At 68.9% G+C, this 24589-nt stretch carries 27 protein-coding genes; 9 read left to right on the top strand and 18 right to left on the bottom strand.

Going from position 1 to position 24589, the window contains the following annotated elements:
• Positions 1-38 precede the first annotated feature (38 nt).
• Complete coding sequence (locus tag FHR33_RS52255) at positions 39-413, bottom strand: phosphodiester glycosidase family protein (RefSeq protein WP_312896102.1); 375 nt, start codon at positions 411-413, stop codon at positions 39-41.
• A gap of 91 nt (positions 414-504) precedes the next feature.
• Entirely contained in the window at positions 505-1032 is a 528-nt protein-coding gene (locus FHR33_RS43280) for a hypothetical protein (protein ID WP_183660882.1), read from the bottom strand.
• A gap of 581 nt (positions 1033-1613) precedes the next feature.
• Here FHR33_RS43280 and ctaD point away from each other — a divergent pair.
• From ctaD to FHR33_RS43255, 5 genes are all read left to right on the top strand, one after another.
• Positions 1614-3317 carry an aa3-type cytochrome oxidase subunit I gene (gene ctaD / locus FHR33_RS43275; RefSeq protein WP_183660880.1) on the top strand — a complete coding sequence of 568 codons (1704 nt, stop codon included), beginning with the start codon at positions 1614-1616 and terminating at the stop codon, positions 3315-3317.
• 33 nt (positions 3318-3350) lie between these two features.
• Positions 3351-3677 (top strand): DUF3040 domain-containing protein, encoded by a 327-nt coding sequence (locus tag FHR33_RS43270; RefSeq protein WP_183660878.1) that lies wholly within the window; start codon positions 3351-3353, stop codon positions 3675-3677.
• Positions 3678-3915: 238 nt separating this feature from the next.
• Positions 3916-4275 (top strand): hypothetical protein, encoded by a 360-nt coding sequence (locus tag FHR33_RS43265; protein ID WP_183660876.1) that lies wholly within the window; start codon positions 3916-3918, stop codon positions 4273-4275.
• 414 nt (positions 4276-4689) lie between these two features.
• A complete protein-coding gene (locus FHR33_RS43260; protein ID WP_183660874.1) occupies positions 4690-4944 on the top strand; it encodes a hypothetical protein in 255 nt (84 codons plus the stop codon).
• Positions 4931-6256, top strand: coding sequence for an aspartyl protease family protein (locus FHR33_RS43255; protein WP_183660872.1), 1326 nt, complete (start codon positions 4931-4933; stop codon positions 6254-6256). Before FHR33_RS43260 ends, FHR33_RS43255 begins: the two co-directional genes overlap by 14 nt.
• A gap of 294 nt (positions 6257-6550) precedes the next feature.
• Here FHR33_RS43255 and FHR33_RS43250 read toward each other — a convergent pair whose 3' ends face one another.
• From FHR33_RS43250 to FHR33_RS43210, 9 genes are all read right to left on the bottom strand, one after another.
• A complete protein-coding gene (locus FHR33_RS43250) occupies positions 6551-7534 on the bottom strand; it encodes an alpha/beta hydrolase (RefSeq protein ID WP_183660870.1) in 984 nt (327 codons plus the stop codon).
• Between the two features lie 108 nt (positions 7535-7642).
• Positions 7643-8884, bottom strand: coding sequence for an SGNH/GDSL hydrolase family protein (locus FHR33_RS43245; protein ID WP_183660868.1), 1242 nt, complete (start codon positions 8882-8884; stop codon positions 7643-7645).
• 376 nt (positions 8885-9260) lie between these two features.
• The gene (locus FHR33_RS43240) at positions 9261-9758 is read right to left on the bottom strand and encodes a carboxymuconolactone decarboxylase family protein (protein WP_183660866.1); all 498 of its coding nucleotides are present in this window, start codon (positions 9756-9758) and stop codon (positions 9261-9263) included.
• 67 nt (positions 9759-9825) lie between these two features.
• Complete coding sequence (locus FHR33_RS43235; RefSeq protein ID WP_183660864.1) at positions 9826-11265, bottom strand: MFS transporter; 1440 nt, start codon at positions 11263-11265, stop codon at positions 9826-9828.
• 10 nt (positions 11266-11275) lie between these two features.
• The gene (locus FHR33_RS43230; RefSeq protein WP_183660862.1) at positions 11276-12421 is read right to left on the bottom strand and encodes a serine hydrolase domain-containing protein; all 1146 of its coding nucleotides are present in this window, start codon (positions 12419-12421) and stop codon (positions 11276-11278) included.
• 79 nt (positions 12422-12500) lie between these two features.
• Positions 12501-12719, bottom strand: a complete 219-nt coding sequence (locus tag FHR33_RS43225; RefSeq protein WP_183660861.1) for a hypothetical protein — start codon at positions 12717-12719, stop codon at positions 12501-12503.
• 91 nt (positions 12720-12810) lie between these two features.
• Positions 12811-13509: an SDR family oxidoreductase gene (locus tag FHR33_RS43220; RefSeq protein ID WP_183660859.1), complete on the bottom strand. Its 699-nt coding sequence runs from the start codon at positions 13507-13509 to the stop codon at positions 12811-12813.
• Between the two features lie 13 nt (positions 13510-13522).
• Positions 13523-13951: a carboxymuconolactone decarboxylase family protein gene (locus tag FHR33_RS51215; RefSeq protein ID WP_183660857.1), complete on the bottom strand. Its 429-nt coding sequence runs from the start codon at positions 13949-13951 to the stop codon at positions 13523-13525.
• A gap of 410 nt (positions 13952-14361) precedes the next feature.
• Positions 14362-15345 carry a DUF5937 family protein gene (locus FHR33_RS43210; RefSeq protein ID WP_183660850.1) on the bottom strand — a complete coding sequence of 328 codons (984 nt, stop codon included), beginning with the start codon at positions 15343-15345 and terminating at the stop codon, positions 14362-14364.
• 195 nt (positions 15346-15540) lie between these two features.
• Between FHR33_RS43210 and FHR33_RS43205 the strand changes: the two genes are divergently transcribed.
• Positions 15541-16017, top strand: a complete 477-nt coding sequence (locus FHR33_RS43205; RefSeq protein ID WP_183660848.1) for a hypothetical protein — start codon at positions 15541-15543, stop codon at positions 16015-16017.
• Between the two features lie 476 nt (positions 16018-16493).
• Here FHR33_RS43205 and FHR33_RS43200 read toward each other — a convergent pair whose 3' ends face one another.
• Positions 16494-17681: a serine hydrolase domain-containing protein gene (locus FHR33_RS43200; RefSeq protein WP_312896039.1), complete on the bottom strand. Its 1188-nt coding sequence runs from the start codon at positions 17679-17681 to the stop codon at positions 16494-16496.
• 503 nt (positions 17682-18184) lie between these two features.
• Between FHR33_RS43200 and FHR33_RS43195 the strand changes: the two genes are divergently transcribed.
• Together FHR33_RS43195 and FHR33_RS43190 are read left to right on the top strand one after the other, a co-directional pair.
• The gene (locus FHR33_RS43195; RefSeq protein ID WP_183660846.1) at positions 18185-18556 is read left to right on the top strand and encodes a hypothetical protein; all 372 of its coding nucleotides are present in this window, start codon (positions 18185-18187) and stop codon (positions 18554-18556) included.
• Positions 18553-19611: an acyltransferase family protein gene (locus FHR33_RS43190; protein ID WP_183660844.1), complete on the top strand. Its 1059-nt coding sequence runs from the start codon at positions 18553-18555 to the stop codon at positions 19609-19611. Before FHR33_RS43195 ends, FHR33_RS43190 begins: the two co-directional genes overlap by 4 nt.
• A 484-nt stretch (positions 19612-20095) precedes the next feature.
• Here the strand turns inward: FHR33_RS43190 and FHR33_RS49445 are convergent, their stop codons facing one another.
• From FHR33_RS49445 to FHR33_RS43180, 4 genes are all read right to left on the bottom strand, one after another.
• Positions 20096-20233, bottom strand: coding sequence for a hypothetical protein (locus FHR33_RS49445; RefSeq protein ID WP_221242530.1), 138 nt, complete (start codon positions 20231-20233; stop codon positions 20096-20098).
• Between the two features lie 111 nt (positions 20234-20344).
• Positions 20345-20539, bottom strand: a complete 195-nt coding sequence (locus tag FHR33_RS49440) for a hypothetical protein (RefSeq protein WP_221242704.1) — start codon at positions 20537-20539, stop codon at positions 20345-20347.
• Complete coding sequence (locus tag FHR33_RS53510; protein WP_376773325.1) at positions 20451-20648, bottom strand: transposase; 198 nt, start codon at positions 20646-20648, stop codon at positions 20451-20453. The genes FHR33_RS49440 and FHR33_RS53510 overlap by 89 nt, the downstream gene beginning before the upstream one ends.
• A 136-nt stretch (positions 20649-20784) precedes the next feature.
• The gene (locus FHR33_RS43180; RefSeq protein ID WP_434094492.1) at positions 20785-21036 is read right to left on the bottom strand and encodes a hypothetical protein; all 252 of its coding nucleotides are present in this window, start codon (positions 21034-21036) and stop codon (positions 20785-20787) included.
• Positions 21037-21380: 344 nt separating this feature from the next.
• Here FHR33_RS43180 and FHR33_RS43175 point away from each other — a divergent pair, with 344 nt between their 5' ends.
• Positions 21381-22388, top strand: a complete 1008-nt coding sequence (locus FHR33_RS43175; protein ID WP_183660840.1) for an RNA polymerase subunit sigma-70 — start codon at positions 21381-21383, stop codon at positions 22386-22388.
• A gap of 303 nt (positions 22389-22691) precedes the next feature.
• On the opposite strand, the gene FHR33_RS43170 is transcribed toward FHR33_RS43175, so the two are convergent.
• Positions 22692-23255 (bottom strand): dihydrofolate reductase family protein, encoded by a 564-nt coding sequence (locus tag FHR33_RS43170; RefSeq protein ID WP_183660838.1) that lies wholly within the window; start codon positions 23253-23255, stop codon positions 22692-22694.
• A gap of 174 nt (positions 23256-23429) precedes the next feature.
• Positions 23430-24575, bottom strand: a complete 1146-nt coding sequence (locus tag FHR33_RS43165) for a dihydrolipoyl dehydrogenase family protein (protein ID WP_183660836.1) — start codon at positions 24573-24575, stop codon at positions 23430-23432.
• Positions 24576-24589 lie beyond the last annotated feature (14 nt).

Below are 24589 nucleotides of genomic sequence, written 5' to 3'. Positions count from 1 at the left end.
CGAGAGCCAGGGTTCTCGGGCGACCGATCCACGGTCCGCTACGGCTTGACCGGGATGACGTTGCCGTGCGAGCGCTGGCCCGTGGCGTCCGACGGCCGGTTGACGATGCCCGTGCCGGCAGTGGCCATGATGCTCGATCCGCCGCCGTCGAGGTTCATCGCCTCCACCGCGCCGAGCCGCTTCATCATCAGTTCAACCGTCTGTGCGATGCCGAGCCCTTCGCTGTATCCGGCCTGGCGGCCGTCCACCACGACGAGCATCAGCCGGCCGCGATCGTCGACGCCGATCATGGATCGCGGGTTGGCGCGCTGTGCAGCAGGATTTCCTCGAGCAAGGCCCGTCCACCTCGGTGGCCCTGGCCCTCCCCTCCATGGCCGGTGTGACGATCGCGCGGTGCCTACGGAAGGTCGGATGGAAAGCGGATCGATCAGTGAGTACCGTCAAGCTTTGTCGTTACGCGACTTCGGACGCGCTACAACGCATCTCTACCGTCATCGCAGAAGTTCAGACACCGGCCGAGCGGGACGCCGGGCGGACCCCGTGGTGGCGGCCCGGCCGTATCGCAGCATGACGCTGGCCCGGACCCATCCCCTCGCGCGCAGCCAGCGCATCGCTGACCGCGCCGGTGGCGAACCCGTAGACCGTCTTGTGCAGCAGGTCGACCGCCAGCTCGCCACGAGGCCAAGTGCTAGGCGGGGCTCCCACCCCTGTGGCGTTCTCCAGGATCTGGTCGTTGGTCAGCCGCACCATCGAGAACATCGTCGACGCCCATGCCCCTCGCAGCCCCACCTGGGCCATGAGGCTACGCAGTATCCCGAGCAGCGCGCCCTGGCCGTAGTGCATGGCCAGGTTGAGCGCACGGGGTTGCTGCCGAGGCCGTTCTGGAAGACCCATCAGCCGCTCCAGGGTCCTGGCCGGAACGTGGGAGTCTGGGCGACCTGACAGCCGCTGTTCCAGCTTCTCACCTGCGGTCATGACCGCTGTCCCGACCAGTCCGGCCAGCATCCCCTGCCACAGCGCGCTCCTCAGCATGCTCGACCCCCTACCCCACCGAAGGGACATCACGCGGTTGCCTCATGGGCTGTTCCAGGTGTCGATCCTGCTCGGGGAGGCGTCGAGCAGAGCTGGTCCGGCCGCGCCAGGCCGCCGGAAAGGCGGGCCGCTACAGCGCCGGACTCGAACCGGCGCGCTGGCAAAGCCCTGCCGCTACCTGCGCGGCCTGATCGCCATCCAGATCCGGCCCTCGGCCGTTCCGCTCCCAGCCGAGGCCGGTCTCGCGGAGGTGATGCGTGAAAAGCCGGATCGGCGGCGAACCTCATGCGCACACCGAGACGATGGCGCCCATCGCGTCCGTAGGCGGCGCCAAGTCATCGGAGGTCACATCCCAGCGGTAGCTACCTGGACAGGGTTGGCGCGGCCCCCAACCGGTCGTGTCCTCGCCGCACCCGCGTGAGCCGCCGAAGGACAACACCAGGTAGATGGCTGATCAATATATGGACGATACCGCAGCTCAGGACGCATAGGGCCAGGTCGGCGGGGTAGCCCCGCGATGAGGTCTCGCGCTCGTAGCAGGTGATCGCAGACCCGCCACAGTGGCGGAGGGGGAGTGCTGGATGACCGTTCACAAGCCGACCGCGGACGAGCCGCTCACATCGCCACTCGCTCCGGCCAGGACTCGCCGCAAAGGCGCGGTGATCGCCAACTGGTTGTCCTCGACCGATCACAAGGTCATCGGATACATGTACCTGATCGCCTCCTTCGTCTTCTTCGCCCTCGGGGGCGTGATGGCCATGGTGATCAGGGCGGAGCTGCTGGAACCCGGGCTGCAGGTCGTCAGCGCGCAGCAGTACAACCAGCTGTTCACCATGCACGGCACGATCATGATGCTGCTGTTCGCGACCCCGCTGTTCGCAGGGTTCGCCAACGTCATCATGCCGCTGCAGATCGGCGCACCCGACGTGGCCTTCCCCCGCCTGAACATGGTCAGCTTCTGGCTCTTCCTGTTCGGCGGCGTCATCGCGGTGAGCGGCTTCTTCGTCAACGGCGGGGCGGCGGACTTCGGCTGGTTCGCCTACACGCCGCTGTCGGACATGACCTACAGCCCGACCATGGGCGGGGATCTGTGGATCATGGGGCTGGCTCTGAGCGGTCTGGGAACCATCCTCGGATCGGTGAACTTCTTCACCACCATCGTGTGCATGCGCGCACCCGGCATGACGATGTTCAGAATGCCGATCTTCACCTGGAACGTCCTGCTGACCAGCATGCTCGTGCTGATGGCCTTCCCCGTGCTGGCCGCCGCGCTGCTCGCGCTGGAGGCCGACCGCAAGCTCGGCACCCACATCTACGACCCGGCCACCGGCGGCCCGATGCTGTGGCAGCACCTTTTCTGGTTCTTCGGCCATCCCGAGGTCTACATCATCGCGCTGCCGTTCTTCGGGATCATCACCGAGGTCATCCCTGTCTTCAGCCGCAAGCCCATCTTCGGCTACATCGGCCTGGTCGGGGCCACCATCTCCATCGCGGGCTTGTCGATGACCGTGTGGGCCCACCACATGTTCCCCACCGGGCAGGTGCTGCTGCCGTTCTTCGCGTTCATGACGTTCCTGATCGCGGTGCCGACGGGCGTGAAGTTCTTCAACTGGATCGGCACCATGTGGCGCGGCCACCTGACGTTCGCCTCACCGATGCTGTTCGCGGTCGGCTTCCTGATCACCTTCCTGCTCGGCGGCCTGACCGGCGTCATCCTGGCCTCGCCGCCGCTCGACTTTCACATCACCGACACCTACTTCGTCGTCGCCCACTTCCACTACGTGGTCTTCGGCACCGTGGTCTTCGCCATGTTCGCCGGCTTCTACTTCTGGTGGCCGAAGATGACCGGCCGGATGCTGGATGATCGGCTGGGCAAGTGGCACTTCTGGACCTTGTTCATCGGCTTCCACACCACCTTCCTCGTCCAGCACTGGCTGGGAGCGCTTGGCATGCCGCGCCGTTACGCCGACTACAGTGCCGGGGACGGATTCACCACGCTGCACCAGATCTCGTCAGTGGGGGCGTTCCTCCTTGGCGCCTCGACGCTGCCGTTCCTGTACAACGTCTGGAAGACCGCCCGCAAAGCGCCCAGGGTGACCGTCGACGACCCGTGGGGATTCGGCAACAGCCTGGAGTGGGCGACCTCCTGCCCGCCGCCGCGGCATAACTTCACCAGCATGCCGTCCATCCGGTCCGAGCGGCCCGCCTTCGACTTTCACTACCCGCACCGATCGTTTCGCGCGCTGGAGGGCGAGGAAGCCGTGCGGAAGCCGGACGCGTCATGACATTCGAAGGCTGCCCGCCAGGGAGGTGACACCGTGGCACTTTCCCATAGAGAGCGCCAGATTCTGGCCGAGATCGAACTGGATCTGATCCACCAGGACCGGGCCTTCAGCCGCCGTTTCGACGCACTGGAGGCCGCCGCATCGACCACTGGTCCGCAACGCTTCGCCTGCCGGATCAGCACGCGGGAACTGGTCTACGTTCTGCTCGCCGTGACCCTGCTGACGGCTGTGTGGACGTTCGTGCTCCTCGGCGCGGGCAGGAGCTGCACATCCGCGCAGTCCTCGCCGCCAACGACAAGCACAACCGCTCAGAGCCAGGTGTCGACAGCAGTGCCCCATGGCGCTCACCAGCGATGCTGAACACATAGCTCGATGAGGGCGCTGCGCTGGGCCGGGCTCAACGGGGGTGGCCGTTCAGGGTGTGCCGGACCCGACAGTACGCGCTCGTCAGGGTCATCGCGAACTCCGTGTGCGGCCCGGACCTGCACCTGCTCGACGGATACGTGCCCACGACGATGGCCTTAGCCGCCCCTCAAGACTTTGCCTGACAGGGGAAAAGGGGGCTGCTGCCGCACACCTGTGCGGGTAGGCGGCAGGCATGGACAGCGAGAAGCCGGAAGGACCTCAGCTATGCGGCTGGTGTGGCATGGCGATCCATGAGGGGATGGAGGTCCACGGCATGGCACCGGACTCTTCGGTGACGCACGCCAGCGACCCCGCACGCGACGGCCAGCGCTTCCTGACCAGCTGCAGCCGTGAGCATCTCGCCGCGCTGCAGGAGCACTACCGCCATCGTCCCTTCGTCGACGAGGAACTGTGGGCGGGGAAGATGGCCAGAGCCCTGGACAGGTCTGAAGCGCTCACCGTTGAGCAGTTGGAGGAAGCCACCGGGCTGAGCCGCGAACAGATCGAACGATGCGTGGCCTGGCTCGAAGCGCAGGTCTACCGACTGCACTGAGGGCGGGCGTTGTACCAGGCTCCTCAGCAAGTCGCGGCTGTGCACGGGGCCGGAACCCACGACGGTCCGGCTTCGGCCTGTGAGCGCCCTACCTGGAGGTCTCCCGCCTGTGGGTGATGCGGTGGATGGTGGAGCGTCCGATGCCGTACTCGGTGGCCGAGTCGGCCGGGGACACCCCGCCCTCGCTCGACCGGGAACAGCAGGAATCGGCGCCGATCCCCCCAGGCCTCCTTGAGGCCGGGATTTCGTGTATCGCGGGCGTATCGAAAAACGCATACGTCACGGCAACAGTCTTCCGTCTTCAGTGGAGGCATGGACCACAGCGCATCACTGTCGGCGCGAGCCCGTCGTACGCGCAGGATGTGCTCGTCGGGCCGGCGACCCTACGTCGTGAAGCAGCCTGAGGAGGCAGTCATGCGCACAGGCGTGGCAGCCGCCGTGGCGGCGGCCGGGTCCGTCGGCATCATCAGCACCGCGAGCGCGGCGCCGTCCACCGTGGACTGGAAGCCGTCTCCGGACAAGCCCGAGGTGGACTGCGGCGGCACGGTGACCGTACCGGTCGACTGGTCGAACCCGAACGGGCCGACCAAGCGGGTGGCTGCGGTGACCGTCCGTGGACACAAGGTTCCGGCGAAGGTGATCACGAGAGGAGAAGGTGTTGGTGAATGACGGGGGATGGGACCGGCGTTCGGTGTTGCGAGGCGCCGCGGTGCTGGCCGGTGCGGCCGCGACGGTGCCGCTGCTGGGTGAGGCGGCCACGGCGCTGGCCGACAGCGCCGACGCGGACGCGCTGTTCAAGGCCGGAAAGTTCGAGCAGGCCGGCCGCGCGTACGAGGAGATCCTCAGAAAGGACCCCAAGAACCTGCACGCGGCCCGCCGGCGCGGCTATGTAGCGCTGCTGGCCAATCGGTTCGCGGTCGCTGAAAAATACCTCAAGATGGCCCTCCAGCTGGCGCCCGACGACAAGGACGCCAACCACTTCCTGGCCGACTGCTACATCCGGCAGGACGAATTCGGCCTGTCCGTCCCCCACTGGAAAGCGGCCGGCGAGGACAGCTACGCCAAGTGGTTCGCGGCAGTCCGCGGCGAGGCGTATCAGGTCCACGGCCAGACCGCGCGGGTGCCGTGGAAGCAGACAGACCCGATGCCGCTGGTGGAGGTTTCGCTCAACGGCGGGCCGACGAAGCGCTTCTCGTTCTACACCGGCGCCCCGAATCTGGGCATGCGCGCGTCGGTGGCCAAGGAGGCAGGGCTGAGCCCCGTCGCCAGTCAGAAGATCGATTTCGAGGGCGGTTCCATATGGGCGCACTACGGGATGCTGGACTCCTTCAAACTGGGCGGCATCGAACTGCGCAACATCCCGGTGGGCTGGTCGGCGACGGAGTCGGGCGGAGATGTCGACACCGACAGTGACGGCCTGATCGGCACGTGGGTCTTCTACCACTTGCTGACCACCTTCGACTACGCGGGCCGGCAACTGATCCTGCGCCGCCGCACCCCCGAAACGGCCGGGAAGGCACACGCCGCCGCCACACGGGCGGGCGCCGAACCCCTGCCGCTGTGGCTGGCCCGTGAGCAATACCTGCACAGCACGGGCAGCTTCGCCGGCGTCGCCGGCTCCCGCACAGGGGTGGTGGGTGTGAACTTCGGCGGAGGCAGCGAGATCGCCGCGGGCATGCGCGGGGAAACGGCCGAGCAGTTGGGTATCCGCACCGACTACGACCGCCAGGTCGGAACCTTCGCCCAAAGCCACCCGGCCGTCGTCTACCCCTGCTACCCGAAGGAGATCCGCCTCGGCAACGCCGTCGCCAAGGAGGTCTACTCCTATACGAACCCGAACCAGCCGGTCAACGTGCCCTGGCCCTATGGGACAGGGTTCGACACGATGGGCTGGTTCTCCCACTGCTTCTGGAAGCCCTACAACATCACCGTCGACTTCACCGACATGAACCTTTACATCGCCCGCGGCGTGGCCGCCTGATCACCGCGACTGCACGGGCGTCATGGGAGCTACTTGGAACCGCCGGCTCCCCCGGTCGAGGGTGAGGGCGGACCAGGCGCCCTCCTCTCGGGCCGCTCAACGCACCGATGGACACCTACCGGTCCGCCGGCCTCGAGCGGTTGCGCGAAAGGCGAGACCTGAACCGTGACGCTTCCTGAGGCTGCGGGGGTGGGTGGGGCAGGAGGCGGCCGTCTCCAGCTCCACCGGCTCGACCTTCCGACTGAACGATGGTGACATGCCGAGTCGTCGGCAGCCGGGCGAGCATGCTTGCCGTCAGGCGAAGAACTGGGCCAGTGACCGGGATACCAGTTCGGGATCTTCCTCGCACAGCCAGTGCAGCGCCTTGTCCACGGTGACAATCCCGCGGACGTCCGTGGCGACGTGGGGCAGTGTGCCCTCGAACCAGGGGCGGGTGTCCGGGGCGACCAGGCCGAGCACGGGGGCGTTGACCTTGGCGTAGGTCTTCATGTCCTGGATGTCCTGATGGCAGGCCTGGTACCAGCCGTTGCCCGCCCGGATGGCCTCGGCCCTGTCGTAGACGCGCGCGTAGATGGCCCTGTCGCGGTCGGTCACCGAGGCCTGGTCGACGAGCCCGATGCCGTAGTGCCAGTCGATCAGAAACCGCGATCGGCCCGCGAGTAGTTGCTCCGGTAGGCTCTGGACCTGGTTGAACGCCCACCACCACATGTGCGTGTCGCCGCCTGGCCGTTGCAACATCGGAATCTGGTAGAGGCTCTCGTCGGGATGCAGCACGTCCAGCAACGCGAGTTTGCGTGTCGCGGCCGGGTGGTTGGCCGCGAAGCTGAAGGCGACCATCGCCCCGATATCGTGCCCGGCGATGTTGACGCGGTGGTGGCCGAGCTTGCGCACCAGTTCGTAAACGTCGCGCGCCATCGTCTTCTTGTCGAAGCCGCCCGAGGGTTTGTCGGAGGCGCCCATGCCCCGGATGTCGACGGCGATCACGCGGTAGTGGCGGGCGAGTGCCGGCATGACCTTGTGGTAGCTCCACCAGGTGGCGGGCCAGCCGGGCAGCAGGACGAGCGGTTCACCCGCGCCTCCCGTGACGTAGTGCAGCCGGATCCCGTTCACGTAGGCGTGGGCGCTGCGGAAACCGCCGGGCAGTGAGGCGGCCAGTTCGGCGTCGTCGGGCAGCTTCGGCCCGATGGCGGCCGAGGCCGGGCTCGCGGTCGCGGCCAGGCCGCCCGTCGCGGCCAGCGCCGCACTGATCGTGATCAGCTTGCGTCGATTCAGGTTCATGTCAGGTGCTCCAGGTGAAGGTGTTCTCGCGGCCGGGCAGGAGTGCGGGGGCGGCAGGAGCGGTGGGTCCGTCCGCTTCGGTGCCGTGCAGGTCGATCTCGATCACTGTCATCTCCGGCTGGTCACGGTGGACAGGTCGACGGCGTCGGCCATGGCCTGGTAGCCGGCCGGGCTCGGGTGCAGGCGGTCGCCGCTGTCGTAGGCGGGCAGGAGTTCGCCGGCATGGCGCGGGTCCGGATTGGCCAGCGCGCGGTCGAAGTCGGCGACGGCGTCGTACTCGGCGCCGGTGCGGATCCAGTGGTTGACGGCCTGGCGCACGCTCTCGCCGTACTCGCTGTAGAGGGCCGATCCCTTGAAGGGCGGCAGGGTTCCGCCGACGACCCGCACGCCGCGCGACTTGGCGGCGCGGATCAGGGCGCGGTGGCCGTCGATCAGCTCGTTCGCGCTCACCCGCGGGTTCGGCGCGGCGCAGGCGGAGGTGTCCTGCGCGAACAGGATGTCGTTGATGCCCTCCAGGACGATCACGGTGCGCACGCCGGGCTGGGCGAGCGCGTCGCGCCGGAAGCGGACGGTGGCCTTCTCGCCGAAGCAGGCCGAGTCGTTGAGCACCCGGTTACCGCCGATCCCGGCGTTCAGCACCGGTGTGCCCGAGGCGGCCAGGCGTTCGGCGAGCCGGTCCGGGTAGCGGTCGTCTGCGTCGTTGGTGGCGCCGTATCCGTCGGTGATGGAGTCGCCAAAGGTGACGACCGTGTCCTTCCTGCCGGACACGTCGAGCCCGGACAGGTAGTAACGCGACAGGCTGGTCTCGGTGAACGCCGCGCCGCCCGCGTCGCGTACCTGGTCACCCTTGGCGCGGTAGGAGGTGGCCATGGCGATGCTGTGGAAGGTGGCAGGGCCGGTGGTTCCCTGGAAGTACAGCGTCACCGTGAGCTGTTCCAGTGCGCGGACCGGGAGCCGGACGGGGTCGCTTGCCGCCTGCCCGCCGGCGGGCACGGTCACCGAGGCGGAGCGGGCGAAGGTCAGCGGCCGGATCGTCCCCGGACGCACCGCCGCGCCGATCGCGGGCTTGGCGATGCTGGCTCCGGTCAGCCGCAGCGGGGCGGTGCCGTAGGCGTTGGACAGCCGGATGCGCAGGTGGGTGCCGGCTACCGAGGTTCTGATCACCTGGCGGACGGAGTGGTTGTCGAAGCCTTGCTGCGACCAGTTGGGGAACCAGGGGGTGGCGGTGGGCTGCTGGACGGCTGTCGCCCACCCGCCGCCCCACCTGCCGCCGTCCGCGGCGGCGGGCAGCGGCGCGGTGGCCAGGGGCAGCGCGGCCAGGAGGGCGATCAGGGATGCCTTGACTCTCATGAGGGGTCTTTCTTTCGTGACGGTACGGTGCGAGGTCAGTCCAGGGGTGGGAAGCGCGTGCCTTCTTGATGTCGCCGAAGCCGGGTGGGCGTCTCGGCGGAGGGCCGCTGTGGGCGCGCTCGCCGAGGCAAAGAAGATGTACGGCGGGCTACCCGCTCGCGGCGAAGATGCCGCCGGTCGTTCGCGCTGCCCGACACGGCCTGGTGGGTGTCCGGGGGCTGTGCGACCCGGAGGATGGTCCAGAGTGAGCCCCGGTGCGCTACCGATCACACAGGCCGGATTCGCGGATGTCGATGGAGACCGGCTGGTTCCAACAGGGGCGGAGGGGCTCGGGGTGAGAAGCCTCACCCCGAGCGCGGCCCTTGGTGGGTGGGTGTTACTTCCTCCACTGCTCCGCCGGCGACAGGCCGGGCAGCGGCTTGCCGATGAGGGCCAGGGGGAGGAAGAAGCAGACCTGGCCGATGGCCATGATGAGCGTGGCGAGCGCCTGGTCTTCGTACTGCTCGGACGCCCGGGCGTACAGCTCGTCGGGGACGCGCTCGCCGGACGGGTTCGGGGTCAGGACCGATTCGACCAGCTCCAGCGCGACCCTTTCGGCGGCGGTGAAGTAGGGCGCGTCCCGCCAGGAGGCCACGGCGGTGATGCTCTCCTCGCTGGCGCCGGCCTTGCGGAGGTTGCCGGTGTGCAGGACGGTCAGGTACGTGCTGCCGGCGATCTGGCCGGCGCGCAGCTGTACCAGGCTGATGGTGGTCTGCGGGATCGTGCCGTTCCCTGTCGCCTTGTACAGGGCGCCGCCGATGTCCTTGAGCTCGGGGACGAGCACGGCGGGGTTGGGGAGACGCGACTGGCGGTTGTGCTGCTCGATGGTGGTCATGAGGTTCCTTCCTGAACGGTGTTTCGCTGTTCTGACGGGTCGCGGGGCGTGAAGGTGACCGGTGATCTCACCGGGAGGCGCTGCCGAGGGGTTCGGCGTTCCGGCTCGCAGGGCGCGGCCGCAGGAGCAGCACGGCGGTGAGGATGGCGGCCAGATAGAACGCCTCCGCGCCGAGCATGCCCGCGGTGTAGCCGCTGGTGAGCGCGTCGGGCAGGGGTGTGCCCTGCGGTTGGCCGGTGGTGGCGGCGACGGCGATGCCGGCCAGGACGGCCAGGCCGAGGGCGCCGCCGATCTGCTGGCTGGTGTTGACCAGGCCGGAGGCGATGCCGGAGTCGCGCGGTGCGACGCCGTGGACGCCGCCGATGGTGGCCGCGACGAAGCCGATGCCCAGGCCGATGCCTCCGGCGAGCTGCGCGGGCAGGAGCACGAGCAGGGGGTTCTGGCCCGGGGCGAGGAGACTGAACCAGCCCATCGCCGCGGCCGCCACCGCCATGCCGATCGCCAGGACGGTCCGGGTGGCGGTGCGGGCCTGCAGCCTGGGTCCGACCACGCCGGAGCCGATGCCGATGCCGATGGCGAACGGCAGGTAGGACAGACCGGTGATCATGGGCGTGTACTGCTCGATCGTCTGCATGTAGAGGGTGAGGAAGTAGAAGGTGGCCAGCTGCCCGGCGCCCATGAGCAGCATCACCAGGTTGGCGCCGAGCCTGCCACGGTCGGCGAGCACGCCTGAGGGCAGCATCGGGTCGCGCGCGCCGCGCTGGATGAGGACGAAGGCGACCAGCAGCGCGACGGCAGCCGAGCCGAAGGCCAGGGTGAGCCCGTCGCCGACACCGTGCGAGCCGGCCCGGTTGATCGCGTAGACCAGCGAGCCGAGGGCCAGGGTCACGGTGACCGCGCCGGGCAGGTCGAGACCGCCGCGCCCGCGGCTGCCGGGCACCACAGCGAAGGTGCCGGCCAGGACCAGCAGTGCGATGGGGATGTTGACGAACATGATCCATCGCCAGCCCAGGTACTCCGTCAGCGCGCCGCCCAGCAGCAGCCCGACGACCGAGCCCAGGCCGCCCATCGCGCCGTAGACGCCGAGCGCCTTGTTGCGCAGCGGTCCGGCGGGGAAGGTGTCGGCGAGCAGGGACAGCGCGGCCGGCGCGACGATCGCGGCGCCGACGCCCTGCAGGACGCGGGCGGCGATCAGCACGCCTCCGTTGCCTGCCACGCCGCCCAGCAGGGAGGCGGCCAGGAAGACGACCAGCCCGGCGCGGAACATCCTGCGGCGGCCGAACAGGTCGCCCGCGCGGCCTCCGGCCAGCAGCAGGCCGCCGAAGGCCAGGGCGTACGAGGTGAGGACCCAGTCCAGGTCGGCCTCGGCGATGCCGAGCCCGGTTCCGATGACGGGCAGGCCCACGGTCACGATGGTGCCGTCCATCACCATCAGCAGCTGCGCGGCGGCGATCACCAGCAGGGCGAGGCCGCTTCTTTCCGTACGGGGAGTGGTGTGCGTGCTCATGTGAGGCCCTTCAGATGGTGATGGCTTCGTGCACCGCGGCGGCCAGCAGGTCGTGTTCGGGATAGGACCAGCCGAAGCCGAAGCGGCGCCGGGTGTAGCCGAAGGCGATGCCGCTGACCGGGTCGGCGAAGGCTTCCGAGCCGGCCGAGCCGTCATGGCCGAAGGCGTTCGCGCTGAGGAACGGGTAGCGCAGGCCCTTGGCCTGGAAACCGAGCGCGTAGTTGCCCTGGCCGCCGCGGACCAGGTCGGCGCCGACGGAGTGCAGCTGGGCGAACTCGGCGACGGTGTCCGGCTTGAGCAGCGGCGGTCGTCCGTCGATGCCCCATACGGCCGCCGCGTACAGGCCGGCCAGGCCGCGCGCGCTGCCCACGCCGCCGGCCGAGGCCTGACCGTTCGCGCGTACGGCGCGGGTGTTGGCGAAAGCCACCTGGTCCAGCGGCGGCGTGCTGTTGAGCCCGTACCCGATGCCGAGGATGCTGTGCGGTCCGGGCACGTTCGCCCAGAACGCGGCCTCCTGCTCCGGGGTGGCCGTCCACCCCTCGATCGGCCGGAACCGGCCCTCCTCGGCCTCGGGCAGCCCCAGGTACAGGTCCAGCCCGTACGGGGTCCGGATGCGCTCGTCGTAGACCTGCTGCAGCGACTGGCCGGTGGCGCGCCGGATCACCTCGTTCACCATGGCGTAGGTGACGAACCCGCCGTAGCCGTAGGCGGAGCCCGGTCGCCAGTACGGCCGCTGCGCGGCGAGGCGGCGCGCGATCACCACGTCGTCGGCCAGTTCGGCCGCCGACAGCCCGCCGTCGACGCCGATGACGCCGGAACGGTGAGTCAGCACGTCCCGCAGCGTGATCCCGTCCTTGCCTGCGGCGGCGAACTCCGGCCAGTGCCGGGCCACCGGCTCGTCGAGATCGAGGACACCCTCCTGCACCAGCACCGCCGCCACCAGCGTCGCGGCACCTTTGGTGGAGGAGTACACCCCGGTCAGCGTTTCACCGCTCACCTCGTCCCCGGCCCACAGGTCGACCACCCGCCGGCCGTGCGCGTAGGTGGTCAGCTGCGTGCCCACCTGGCCGTCCTGCTCGGCCACCACCGCGGCGAACGCCTCGCGCACCTGCTCGAACCCGTCCGCGACCGTTCCGTGGACATCCATCCTGCTCATCGTCGGCAACCCTTCCTGAGTGAGTGTTGGTCCCCGGCATGACGGATGGCGCGGGGAAGGGTGACCGGTGCGTTCGCGGTCACCTTTGTCTGCTGTGCTGCGTCAGCGGTGTGACGTAGCCGGAGGAGAGGAACTGCGACCGTGACGCTGCGGCCGGCACGCCCGGACTCCGGAGACATTCGACCTGGTCGACGCCCTCGCCGGCATCGACGATCTTGAAGGCGCACACCGAGTCGGCGACCCAGCCGGAGCCGTGGCTGAACCACGAGATCCCGCCGCCGCCGATGAAGCCGGCCACCGTCACAGCCGGCCAACCCGCACGTCACCCGAGGCGTCAAGGCTCCGCGGCTGAGCGGGTGACCGTCAGCCGCCGTCTCCTTCGGGGACTATCAGGGAAGAGGGCCCTCGTGCTGGACGAAAGCGGCGGTGGGGCCATCAGGGCCGAGCAGTGCCATGGCCACGATCGGCACGGCACCCTCCTCGGGGCTCTTGGCCCCAGTGCCGTGATCGATGTCGGTTCTGACCCACCCCGGGTCTACGGCGTTGACCTTGATCGGTGCCCACAGCTCCTTGGCATACGACACGGTGATCATGTTCATGGCGGCTTTGGAGGAGGTGTAGGCCAGGTTGAGCATCCGCCACAGCGGATGTCCCTGGTCAAGGGCGCGGCCGAGCGAGCCGCGCTCGCTGGAGACGTTCACGATCCGTCCGGCCGGTGAGCGGCGCAGCAGCGGCAGCATCGCGTGGGTGACCTCGATCACGCCGAACACATTGGTCTCGTAGACCCGCCTGGCCTCCTCGCTCGTGGCGTAGCTGGGCGGGCCGTCGGCGATGGTGATCCCGGCGTTGTTGATCAGGATGTCGAGCTTGCCGTACTCCTGTTCGATCCACGCGGCTGCTGCGCGGACGCCGGCCGAGTCAGTGACGTCGATCCGCACGTACGGCAGGCCGAGCCGCTCGGCGGCCTCCTTGCCTCGTACGGCGTCGCGTGCGCCGAGGATCGCGGTGACGCCGCTTTCGGCGAGCAGCTTGGCGGTGGCGTGGCCGATGCCTCTGGTGGCGCCGGTGATCAGTGCGATGGTGGTCATGTGGAGTGCTCCGTCACGTCCGGGTGGCGCCGGCGGGCTCCTTGATGGCGGCATTGAGCCGGTTGAACAGGTTGGTCAACCCGATGAGCAGGAGCAGCGCGGAGATCTGCTTCTCGTCGAAGTGGTCGGAGATCAGGTCCCACAGCTCGTCGTTCACCGCCGCACCGGAAAGGTCCGCCAGCCGGGTGACCACCTCGGTCAGTTCCGGCGCGGCCCGCTCGGCGTCGGTGAAGAACGGCGCCTCCCGCCATGCGGCGACGGCGGAGATCCGCTCCACGCTTTCCCCGGTCTTGGGCAGGGCCTGGGCGTGGGCGTGCACGCAGGCGCTGCAGCGGTTGATCTGACTGGCGCGCAGACCCACGATCTCCTGCAGCTCATGGGAGATGCCGCCCTGATCGACCGCCTTGAAGAGTGCTCCGACGTCCGGCGACGTCTTCGGCACCGCAGGCCAGAAGGCCTTCGGGCTGCGACCGTGAGAAGGTCCGCCAGCAGGTGTCGAGAAGCCTGGGCGCCGGGCCGAAACGGCGGGAACGCAGGATGTGCCACACGGTCGCCGCGCTGACCTGCAAGCCGAGCCGCATAGGCTTCCCGTGCACCCGTCGATGGCCCCATCGCGCGCGAGTCGTTGTGGGGAGGCTGGGGGAGTTGTTGAGCGACACGAAACGTCAGTGGCGAACGACAACGGATGACAGTCGGTGCGACACACAATCTCAGCAAGATCCCTCACTCGTCGTAATGGTCGGTGGTGCCGGGTGGAGCTGTACGGCCGGTTGATGACTTCGAGTTCGAGTGAAGGTGTTCGGGTTCCCGAGCGAACATCGGGCTGGTCGCCATCGATCTGTGGTCGGCCGGCTAGTCGCGGGGTTCTTCCAGCAGACGTGCTGCCTGTGCGGTCCGCTGGTACAACACGTAGCGCCCCTCTCTGACCTTGGTGACGAGGCGTGCGCGGTGCAGTGCGTTGAGGTGGTAGGAGACGGTGCCCGGGCTGTATCCGATCCGGGTGGCGAGTTCTGCGGTCGACCGGGCGGTTTCGAGGTCCGCCAGCAGGGCTGCTCGGGCGTTGCCGACCACGGGCGCGATCCCTCTGGAGCTGCGGTCCCGGCTGGCTCCGACTCGCTGGGCGGGGTAGTAGAGGACGAACTGCCCGGGGACATCGACCTGGATGATGACGTGGGGCCAGTTGAGCACGCTGGGGGCGAGGACCAGGTCCCGGCCGGTGACATCGATTTCGCCATCCCCCCACTTGGCGAGGGTAACCGCGTCGCCAGCCCAATCGATGTCGGGGTGGAGTGCTCCGATCGCTCGGCCGACGCCGTGGGTGGCGATGGCCGTCGCGCGATGGGCGATGTCCTGATCCAGGATGGAGCGCAGTTCGGGCCAGCAGTCGGAGAGGGCATCCCGCCAGAACAGGGCGAGCCCGTTGGCGAGACGTCGCTGCATCCGCCCCGACTCCGCGATCCGGCGGGTCGTGGCCCGTAGTGGCCTGCTCCAGTGGGTCCGGGTGTGGGTGAAGACCTGGGTTTCGAGGTCGTCCTGCGCTGTGGCCTCGATTTGCGCGATCTGCTCGTCGAGCAGGTCACGACGCTGTGCGTCCGTCCCTGGCTGCGGGGTGAGCAGGTCGGGCGTGTAGGTGTCGCCGTTCTGCGGCAACAGGTCGGCGAGCAGGGCGACGTCCGGGTGGGCAAGAGACGCGCGGGCGAGTGGTCCGGGATCTCCGAACACCGGGTGCCGTCTCGACGCGGCGGTGAGCTTCAGCCACGCCATGCACTCCGACGCCGGAGAGGGCGACAACCGGGTCCTGGACACCGTGTCGGCGTCTACACGCAGCGCGAGCACCGCCCCGACGCTAGCAGTCGTCGCGGTGGATTTGAACTGGCTCGAATGCTTTGCGGCACAAGGTCCACGCGGGATTGAGTGGTGTCGCCGAACAACGGCGGCAACGTTCACCGCCCGATCTGAGGCGGTCGCCTCCGCACGACGGTGATACGTGGCTTGCGCACCCGTTACTCGAGGAACCTGGGAGTGGTTGTCATGGTGAGGCTGAAGGACACAACGAAGGCGAAGAGCCGCACGAGGAAGATCGGCGCGGTCGTGGCCGCGGTGGCCTCGGTTACCGGGATGGTCTTCGCGGCGGCGCCCGCCACCGCCGCCGCCTACCCCACCAGCACCTTTTCGATCCAGGTCGGGGCGAGCTACTACAAGGGCACGGTCACCTGGTACAACCGATCGGTCGGTGTCACCGGAGCGTTCAAGGCAGTCGGGTGCCGGCGGGTGTACGCGGACACCCGGATAGCCGACTCCGGGCGGCGGCTGGACTGGCAGAGTTCCAGCACCTGGTGCGACGAATCTGGGCCCGCGACCCTTCCCGTCAACGCGGACGTCGCCGGCGGGGCCACCAAGGTCAATGTCTGGATGACCACCGGAAACCCCAACGAAGGCCTCGAACACTTCTCCTGCTATCGCGACTTCAGCACGTGCTTCGGTCCCTATGTGGGACTGCCGCAATAACCGCGACGACCAGGCGGATATGGCTGACCTGGGGTGATGGTCAGTTGCGGCACCGTCCGGCCTGACCTGTGACCCACGCAGGGGCGCCGAATCGACTTGCCCGCCGCATCACGTGGCCCTTCAGGTGAAGCCGGGCAGGGCGCAGTGCAGGCCTTCGGTCTTGCCTTTGCGGTGAGCCCGGCGGACGGGCAGCCGGTCATGTGGACGCACAGGGCGGCCATCGCGTCGTAGACGGCGGCGGCGAACTCCAGGCCGCGGTCGATGCGTTTCTGGGTGGGCACGGCGTCCAACGGGCTGCGTCCGACGTCGTAGACCAGTGCCATGTGCAGGGCGGTCAGCACGGTGCCGGCGTGCGGGGTCGAAGACAGCGCCCAGCCGAGAATGGCCCGGGTGCTGTCGTCGACGACGGTGCTCAGCCAGGGCCGTACCGCTGGGCCTGCATCGGGCGCAACAGCCCGGTCAGGTCGAGCCGGCCGCTAGGCGGTGGCGCACAGCGCCTGCTGCTGGAAGGCCGACAGCGCCTCGTCAATGGGGTGGGGCTGCGGCTTGCCCGACGCGTCCAACGCGTTCCACCTGACGAGGTTGATCGCGTAAGACATCTGGCGGGCGCCGTCGGCGCGGGTCAGGGACACCGCCCCGGCCCCCCACATGGTGCCGTTGTGGCCCCAGAAGGTGCCGCAGCCCGGGATCGTGACCTTGTGCAGCCCCAGCCCGTAGTCGATCTTGTCTTCGTAGACCTGGGTGGAGACCGGGACCGTGCGCTGCATCTGCGCCAGCGACGCCCGGGTGACGATCCGGCCGTCGAGCAGCGCGCCGTAGAAGCGGTTGAGATCCTCCACGGTCGACACCAGCGCCGCCCCCACACCCACCCACGACGGGTCGTAGACGCTGTAGTCGCGTGGCGGGTCGATCCGGCCGTGCATCGCCTCGTACATCCGCGGGTGCGGGCCCTTGATGCGGGGCCCGGTCGGCAGCGTGGTGTGCCGCAGCCCGGCGCGCCGGATGACGTGCTCGGTGATGTAGGCCTTGGCCGTGGTGCCGGTCACCTTCTCCAGGAGCAGGCCGAGGATGAGGTAGTTGGTGTTGGAGTACACCCCGGGAAGGCTGCCCGGCTTCCGGGCGGGCAGCGCCAGCCCCATCGTGATCAGCTCGGCCGGGCTGAAGCGCCTGAACCGGTTGTCGTCCAGGCTCTTGGCTGACATGTCCGCCAGGGACGGGAAGGCCGCCAGGAGGTAGTCGGGGATGCCGCTGGTGTGGTTGAGCAGCATCCGGACCGTGATCTTCTCGCCGCGCTCGCCCGGCACCACGTGCGGCAGGTAGCGGCTGATCGGCGCGTCGAGCCGCACGCGGCCCTTCTCGACCTGCTGCATGATCGCGGCGGCGGTGAAAGTCTTGGTGATGCTGCCGACCCGATGGCGCATGTCCGGCCTGAGGGGGCGGCCGGTCGCCAGGTCGGCGACCCCGGAGGCGCCGCGCCACGCCTGACCACCCGCGCGGACGGCGCCCTGCACCCCCGGCATGCCGGCCCGGTGGACCTCCTCCAGAGCCGACGTCAGCTTCGCGTCATCCACGCCGGAGCGCGCCTCAGCGGCGGGAGCCACCATCACCATGCCCACGACACTCAGCACGGCCGCACTCGCCCGGGTCACCAGGCTGATCTTCACGACATCCGTCCTCTCATGATCGGTGCCCGTGCACCCAGACCGCGGCGCACGGGCTCTCACGAGCGGCAATTGTTGTGGGGGTGCTGGTCAGGGGCGTCCCCCCAGGGAAGGCAACTGCGCTACCGCACCGGGATCAACCACCGGCCGCACTACGCCACCGGGAGTAGCGGGCTACTCCAGGCGGATGTCGGGATGGTTTCGTCGGCGTTGGGCGTCCAGGTCCCTCGCTGGGCGTCGAGCCCGTCGAGGAGACGGTGGGTGCCTTCTTTGCTGGGCTTGAGGTAGCGCTGGAGGGTGCGGTCTGCCGATCTCTGTCGCGAGCAGCGCAGCCATTACGCACGACAGCCTGGCGTTGGAGCATGTGCAGGTGGACAGCGGCGCTGGGACCCGCGCCACGGACCAGCCGCTCTCCCCGCATCAACCGATCGGTTGATGCCGAAATCCACCATCCCGCTCTCCGGCCGGACGATCCGCCGCCCCCGCCGCCGCGCGATTCTCAAGGCATGCCAACACAACGGGAGCCCGCCCTCCGCATCGTCGAACTCCGTAAAGCCTTCGGCGACCACGTGGCCGTCGACGATATCCACCGCGTCCAGCTCATGGCGCTGGGGGAGATCTTCCACAACCTCCGGCTGCCCGACGGCTCACCCCGCTACGGCATCACCGCCAACGAGGAGCTCTACGAGTCGCTGGAGCGCATCTACCGCTTCGGCCAGAGCACCGGCGAGTTCCGCCAGTTCGACACCCGCGTCATGGCGATCACCCACTCCTCGGCGGTGGACAACATGTTCGCCTACTGGGCGGCCTACCCCGAGCACGACCTCGACGCCCACGCCAGGGAACTGGTCGAGATCTTCCTCAGGGCGGTGCGATGAAGCGCCTGGCCTACGTCGACAACCTGCGCGTGACCCTCACCGTGCTGGTCGTCCTGCACCACGTCGCCCTCACCTACGGCAACATCCCCGTCTGGTACCACGTCGAGCCCGCCCAGGACCCCTCCGGGCTCGCCCTCGACGTCCTGGTCATGTTCGACCAGGCCTTCTTCATGGGCTTGTTCTTCCTGCTGTCCGGCTTCTTCACCCCCGGCTCCCACGACCGCAAGGGCGCCCGCCCGTTCCTCAGGGACCGGCTGGTACGGCTCGGCATCCCCCTGCTCGTCTTCCTCCTGCTGCTGCGGCCGCTGGCCACCTTCGGCATCTACAGGCAGATGGACCTGCCGTACTGGCAGTTCTACCTCGCCTCCTGGGACCCGGGCCCGATGTGGTTCGTGGAGGTGCTGCTCGTCCTCGTCGCCGGCTACGCCCTCGTCCGCCGCTACGGCAGGGCCCCTCGCCCCGTGCCCCAGGGCGCGCCGGGGCTCGCGGCGATCGCCGGGTACACGCTCGCGCTGGCTGCCTCCACCTTCCTGTGGCGGCTGGTCGTCCCCACCGGCCTGTACGTGCCGGTGCTCGGCCTGCCCACGCCCTCGCACCTGCCCCAGTACGTCAGCATGTTCGTCCTCGGCACGCTGGCCTTCAGGCACGGCTGGTTCGACGCGCTGTCGAGGAGGGCGGGCAGGCTCGGCTTCGCGGCGGCGGCGGCCTGCTCGCTGGTGCTGCTGCCCGTCCGGTTCGCGACCCAGGGCGTGCCGTCGGAGCTGGCGGCGGCGACGTGGGAGGCGGTGTTCGCGGTGGGGATCACCATCGGCCTGCTGGTGACCTTCCGCGAGCGCCTCAACCGGCAGGGGCCGCGCGGCAGGTTCCTGTCCGACCAGGCCTACACCGTCTACTTCATCCACCCCGTCGTGCTGGTGGGCCTGTCCTACGCCTTCAGCGCGCTGCACGCCGCCGCGATCGTCAAGTTCGCCGTCGTCGCGGTTCTGGCCCTGCCGCTGTGCTGGGGCCTGGCCTACCTGGTGCGGTCCCTGCCGGGAGCCAAACGCGTCCTGTAAACGTCGACGAAGCTGGGCAAGAGATACACATGCGACTCCGATCACGCCTGCACCGGTTCGACAAGCACCTGTACGCCTCCGTCGCGCAGGCCAGGCTGCCCGGCTTCGAGCACGTCCTGCCACCGCTGTCGGCCTGTCGGTAAGGCTGGCCCCACCAGCCACCATCTGCGCCGTTCCTGCAGGTAGGCGGGGGTGGGCTCCGGTACGGCGGGTGGTTGGTCGACTACTAGGCCGTGTTGCTGAAGGTCTGGACCCAGTGGAGTGTGGCGGCGAGGCACTGACCGGAGTGGTGGTTGCGGGCGGTCTTGTCTGATCGCATCGCGAGCTCGCGCCACTGCTTGAGCTTGTTGAAGCAGCGCTCGACGACGTTGCGGCCCCGGTACCGCTGCCGCTGCTCGTCACCGAAGTCGATCGGGCGGCCAGGTCGGTTGCGGCGGTGGGCGATCTGGTCGTCACGTTCCGGGATCGTCGTGGCGATGCCGCGCTAGCGCAGCCACGCCCGGTTCGCCCTGGACGGGTAGCACTTATCCGCCAGCAGCCGGTCCGGGCGCTGACGTGGCCGTCCGGTCGCGCCAGCCACGCGGATCTCGTCGAGCGTGTCGGGCAGCATGGTCGTCTCCACGACCTGCCACCGGTCAGGACAACGCCAGCGCCCGCCCCTTGCACGGCGGCGACCAGGTGCGTCTTGGACGTCAACCCGCCACGGGAGCGGCCGATCGCGTGATCAGCGGGTTCATCTCCGAACTTCTTGTAGTTCGACCGTGCCCCCTGTGTCCCTGGGCAGGGTCGTGCCGTGCTGGTGGACACGCACGATCGTGGAGTCGATCGACGCGATCCAGTCACCGTCGCCGCCCTGGTGAGCCATCGCCTGGACCTGCTCGAGGACGCGCGCCCAGACCCCGACCTTCGACCAGCGGTCGAAGATCACGCCACGGCGCCCCGGTGCGAAATCGCCACGCCGTCGCCTCGACCACCATGCGTCGGTCTACCGGCGGACGGCCCGTAGCCTTCACAGCGGGAAACAGAGGCCCGAGCACGGCCCACGCCTCATCAGAGATCACGTCACGCGACACAAGCACAAGGCTGCGCCCGACGACTTCGAAGATCCTCTAGCAACACGCTCCGAGGCTGACCGAGGCTCGTTGCCCGCGCGCACCACGAAGCGTCTACTGGTCAGACGGGATCGGTGAACGAGATCGGCTTGCCGGTGGCGTGGGCATATGCGATCTCCCTGCTCGTGGACTCGCCGATGTACCCGCCGGGGTTGACGACCAGAACCCGGTCAGCCAGGTCGATCTTGCGCAGGTGGAGGGAGTCCAGCTCGGTCTTCTGCTCGTTGGTGATCAACTCGTCTGCTTCGCCTGGCGCGACGACGATGACACCCGCGAAGGTCAGATCACGGTTCGCCGCACGCATCTCGTCCACGAACCGGGTAGAGCCGCAGATGCAGACAATCTCAGGTCGGTCGGGCACGGCTCAGTCCTTCGGTCGAACGAAAAACCGTCAGTGTGCACGTTGACATCACAGACAGGCACACGAGCCAACAGTTTACGCAGCGAGATGGACACCACGCGGCTGCACCGTCGCAGACGGCAGGCGTGGCCCGTACTGGGAATGGCGCTGACCAGCCAGCGGTGGAGCATGAGCCAGCCGAGGGTCCGTTCGGCGACCCAGCGGCGGCCCGGTGTCAGCGGCTTCACCGATCAGAAATCCTCCGCCACGTCGTCAGTTCTGTCAGCCCTCTCGCACCGGTGGAAGGATTGATGACCATGACCGACGGCAGACCGCTGGGCGCCGACGAGGCCCCGTTCATCGCGGCGGTCCGCTCAGGCGACCCGGCGCGGTTCGCGCTCCTCACGGAGCGCCACCGGCGTGAGCTGCAGGTGCACTGCTACCGGATGCTCGCGAACTACGAGGACGCCCAGGACATGACGCAGGAGACGTTCCTGCGAGCGTGGAACAAGCGGGAGTCGTTCAAGGGCCACGCGGCTTTGCGGACCTGGCTGTACCGGATCGCGACGAACGCCTGCCTCGACTTCCTGGTAAAGCGCAACGACCGCACACCCGTACCGTCCGGGCTGCCGGACCCCGGCTCCGAGGTGCTGTACCTGCAGCCCTACCCCGACCGGATGCTCCCCGAGGACCCGCAGGAATCGGTGGTGGCGCGGGAGACGATCGAGCTGGCGTTCATCGTCGCCGTCCAGCACCTGCCGCCGCGGCAGCGGGCGGCGTTCATCCTGCGCGACGTCCTCGGCTGGCCGACGTCGAAAGCCGCCGACGCCCTCGAGCTGACCGTCGCATCGGTGACCAGCGCACTGCAGCGGGCGCGCGTGACGATGCGCGAGCAGCTGCCCGACCGCCGCCTCGACTGGCGGAGCCCCGCCACACACGAGCTGTCGGATGACGAGCGCGGCGTGGTGAAGTCGTACATCGACGCCCATGAGCGCAACGACCTGGACGGGCTGATGTCCCTGCTGCGCGACGACCTGCGCTTCGCGATGCTGCCCGATCCGGGCACCTTGGTCGTCACGGCCAAGGACGCGGTGGACGGCTGGGTCTCCGGTGGGCTCTTCCAGTGCGGCTACGACGACTGGCGCTGTATCACCACGATGGTCAACCGCATGCCTGCCGCCGTGCTGTACCTCCGCGCCCCCGGCGATCCGGAGTACCGGCTGTTTGCCATCGCGGTCCTGCACGTCGTCGACGGGAAGGTCGCCGAGCTCACCGGATTCGACGCCACCGACAAACCATGGCTGGGCCTGCCCGCGACGCTGTGATCAGACAGGTCCTCATCGTCGACGAGTCCAGCGCGCGGGCCGGCGTCACCGAAGTCACCGCGGCATGAGCACCCCGACCAGCTGAACACCAACGCGGCAACGCGAAGACCACGTCCCCGCCGGCGTTGCCGGCGGGGCATCTTCATGCCCGAAGATCATCATCCTCATCTCCAGCGAGTAGGTCAACAGCTCACTCGGAACGCAAGGAAGGGCCGGGGAAGGTTCCCTCATAGCCGAGGGTCACGGTGAGCATGCCAGGAAGGATTTCGGCCTGGTCTCATGAGCCGAGCATGTGGCCCGTGCTCATCGTCTCGTCTCGTATCGGGTCAGCACCACGCCGTCGGGAAACGTCCGGGTCTCCACCAGGCTCAGGTTCACCCAGCTGTCCAGGGCGGTGAAGAACGGCGTGCCGCCGCCCACCAGGACCGGATGGGTGACGATCGCGTACTCGTCGATCAGCCCTGCCCGCATGGCCGCCCCGGCGAGCGTTGCGCCGCCGATGTCCATGGAGCCGAAGTCGTCGGCCTTGAGCCGGGTGATCTCGGCGACCGCGTCGCCGGTGACCAGACGGGTGTTCCAGTCGACCGTGTCGATCGTCGAGGAGAACACCACCTTCGGCATGTCCCGCCAGCGGCCGGCGAACTCGATCGCCGCCGGTGTGGCACCCGGCTGCTGGTCGGCGGTCGGCCAGTGGGAGCTCATCGTCTCCCACAGCTTGCGCCCGTACAGCGCCAGGCCCGTCGCGTCCACCCGGTCGGACCACCACTGGAACAGCTCGTCGCTCGGCACGCTCCAGCCGAGGTCGTCGCCGGGCGCGGCGATGTAGCCGTCCAGGCTCATGTTCATGGCGAAGGTCAGTTTCCGCATCGTGTCAGCCTCCTGTGAGTCGATCTCACACGTACAGACGGGCGCGGCGCGGAAACCTCATCGGTGCGCGATCTGCGTCCGCAGGTAGTCCTCGCGTTCCGGACTCGGCACGGCGTACTCGGCGTGCTCGAGCACTACCCACCGGATCTCGATTTCACCCTCGCGAACGCCAGGTCACACAGCTACAGCGCCGGGCCCTCTCACCGCGCGGGAGATCGCCAACCAGTTCCCGACGCTGGGCATCTCGCTCGGCGACCAGCGGCCGCACGTGCCCGGCAAGATCCGCCAGTACCTACCTCTCCCAGCGCCGACGCAGCTAAGCATCGTTTTTTCGGCGCCTAACTTGCCCTGGTGGGTGAGCAGGGCCCGCCGGTTGACGTCACCCACGGCGTAGAGCCAGTCGCCCGGGGCGGCGGTGACGGTGAGGGAGTCGTCGGTGGTGAGCCAGTCGCCGGGGATCAGGCCGACGGTCTCGAGGCCGATGTCGCCGGTGCGGGGCGCGCGGCCGATGGCGAAGAGGATCTCGTCCGCGGTGAGTCGGCCGCCGCCGGAGAGGGTGATGCCGACCTCGCCGCCCGTACGGGCAGCGGTGGTGACGGTCACGCCGAACCGCAGGTCGGTGCCCGCTTCTCGCAGGCGGTCGGCGACGAGTTCGCCGGCGAAGGGTTCCATCTGCGGCAGCAGGCGGGCGCCGTGGGCGAGGAGGGTGACCTCGGTGCCGAGGGACTGCCAGGCGGTGGCCATCTCGGTGGCCACGACGCCCGCGCCGACGATGACGAGTCGTCCGGGCGGCTGCGGGGCGCTGGTGGCTTCGCGGCTGGTCCAGGGGCGCAGGGCAGCGAGCCCGGGCAGGTCGGGGAGGGCGGCTGTACTGCCGGTGCACACGGCCACGGCGTGCCGGGCCAGCAGGCGGATGGTTCCGCCGTCGGGGGTGGTCACGGCCACGCGTCGTGGCCCGTCGAGGCGGCCGTGGCCGCGCTGGAGGTCGATGCCGGCCGTTTTGAGCCATTCGACCTGGCCGTCGTCGTTCCAGTGGGCGGCCATGCGGTCGCGATGCGCCAGTACGGCGGCGGTGTCCAGCGGTCCGGCGGCGGCCGGGCCCAGGCCGGGCACCCGTCCGGCGTCGGCACGCAGGAGTGCGGGGCGCAGCAGGGCTTTGCTCGGTTCGCACGCCCAGTAGGAGCATTCACCGCCGACGAGTTCGCTTTCCACGATGACGGTGCTCAGGCCGGCGGCGGTGGTCCGGTCGGCGACGTTCTCGCCGACCGGGCCGGCCCCGATCACGACCACGTCATAGGTACGGGTGTCTACGTTGGTCACTGGTCCTCCATCGT

Source organism: Nonomuraea dietziae, from assembly GCF_014195505.1.
GTDB lineage: Bacteria > Actinomycetota > Actinomycetes > Streptosporangiales > Streptosporangiaceae > Nonomuraea > Nonomuraea roseola.
The sequence above is the reverse complement of the archived record's forward strand: the minus strand, read 5'-3'. Positions and strand labels throughout refer to the sequence as shown.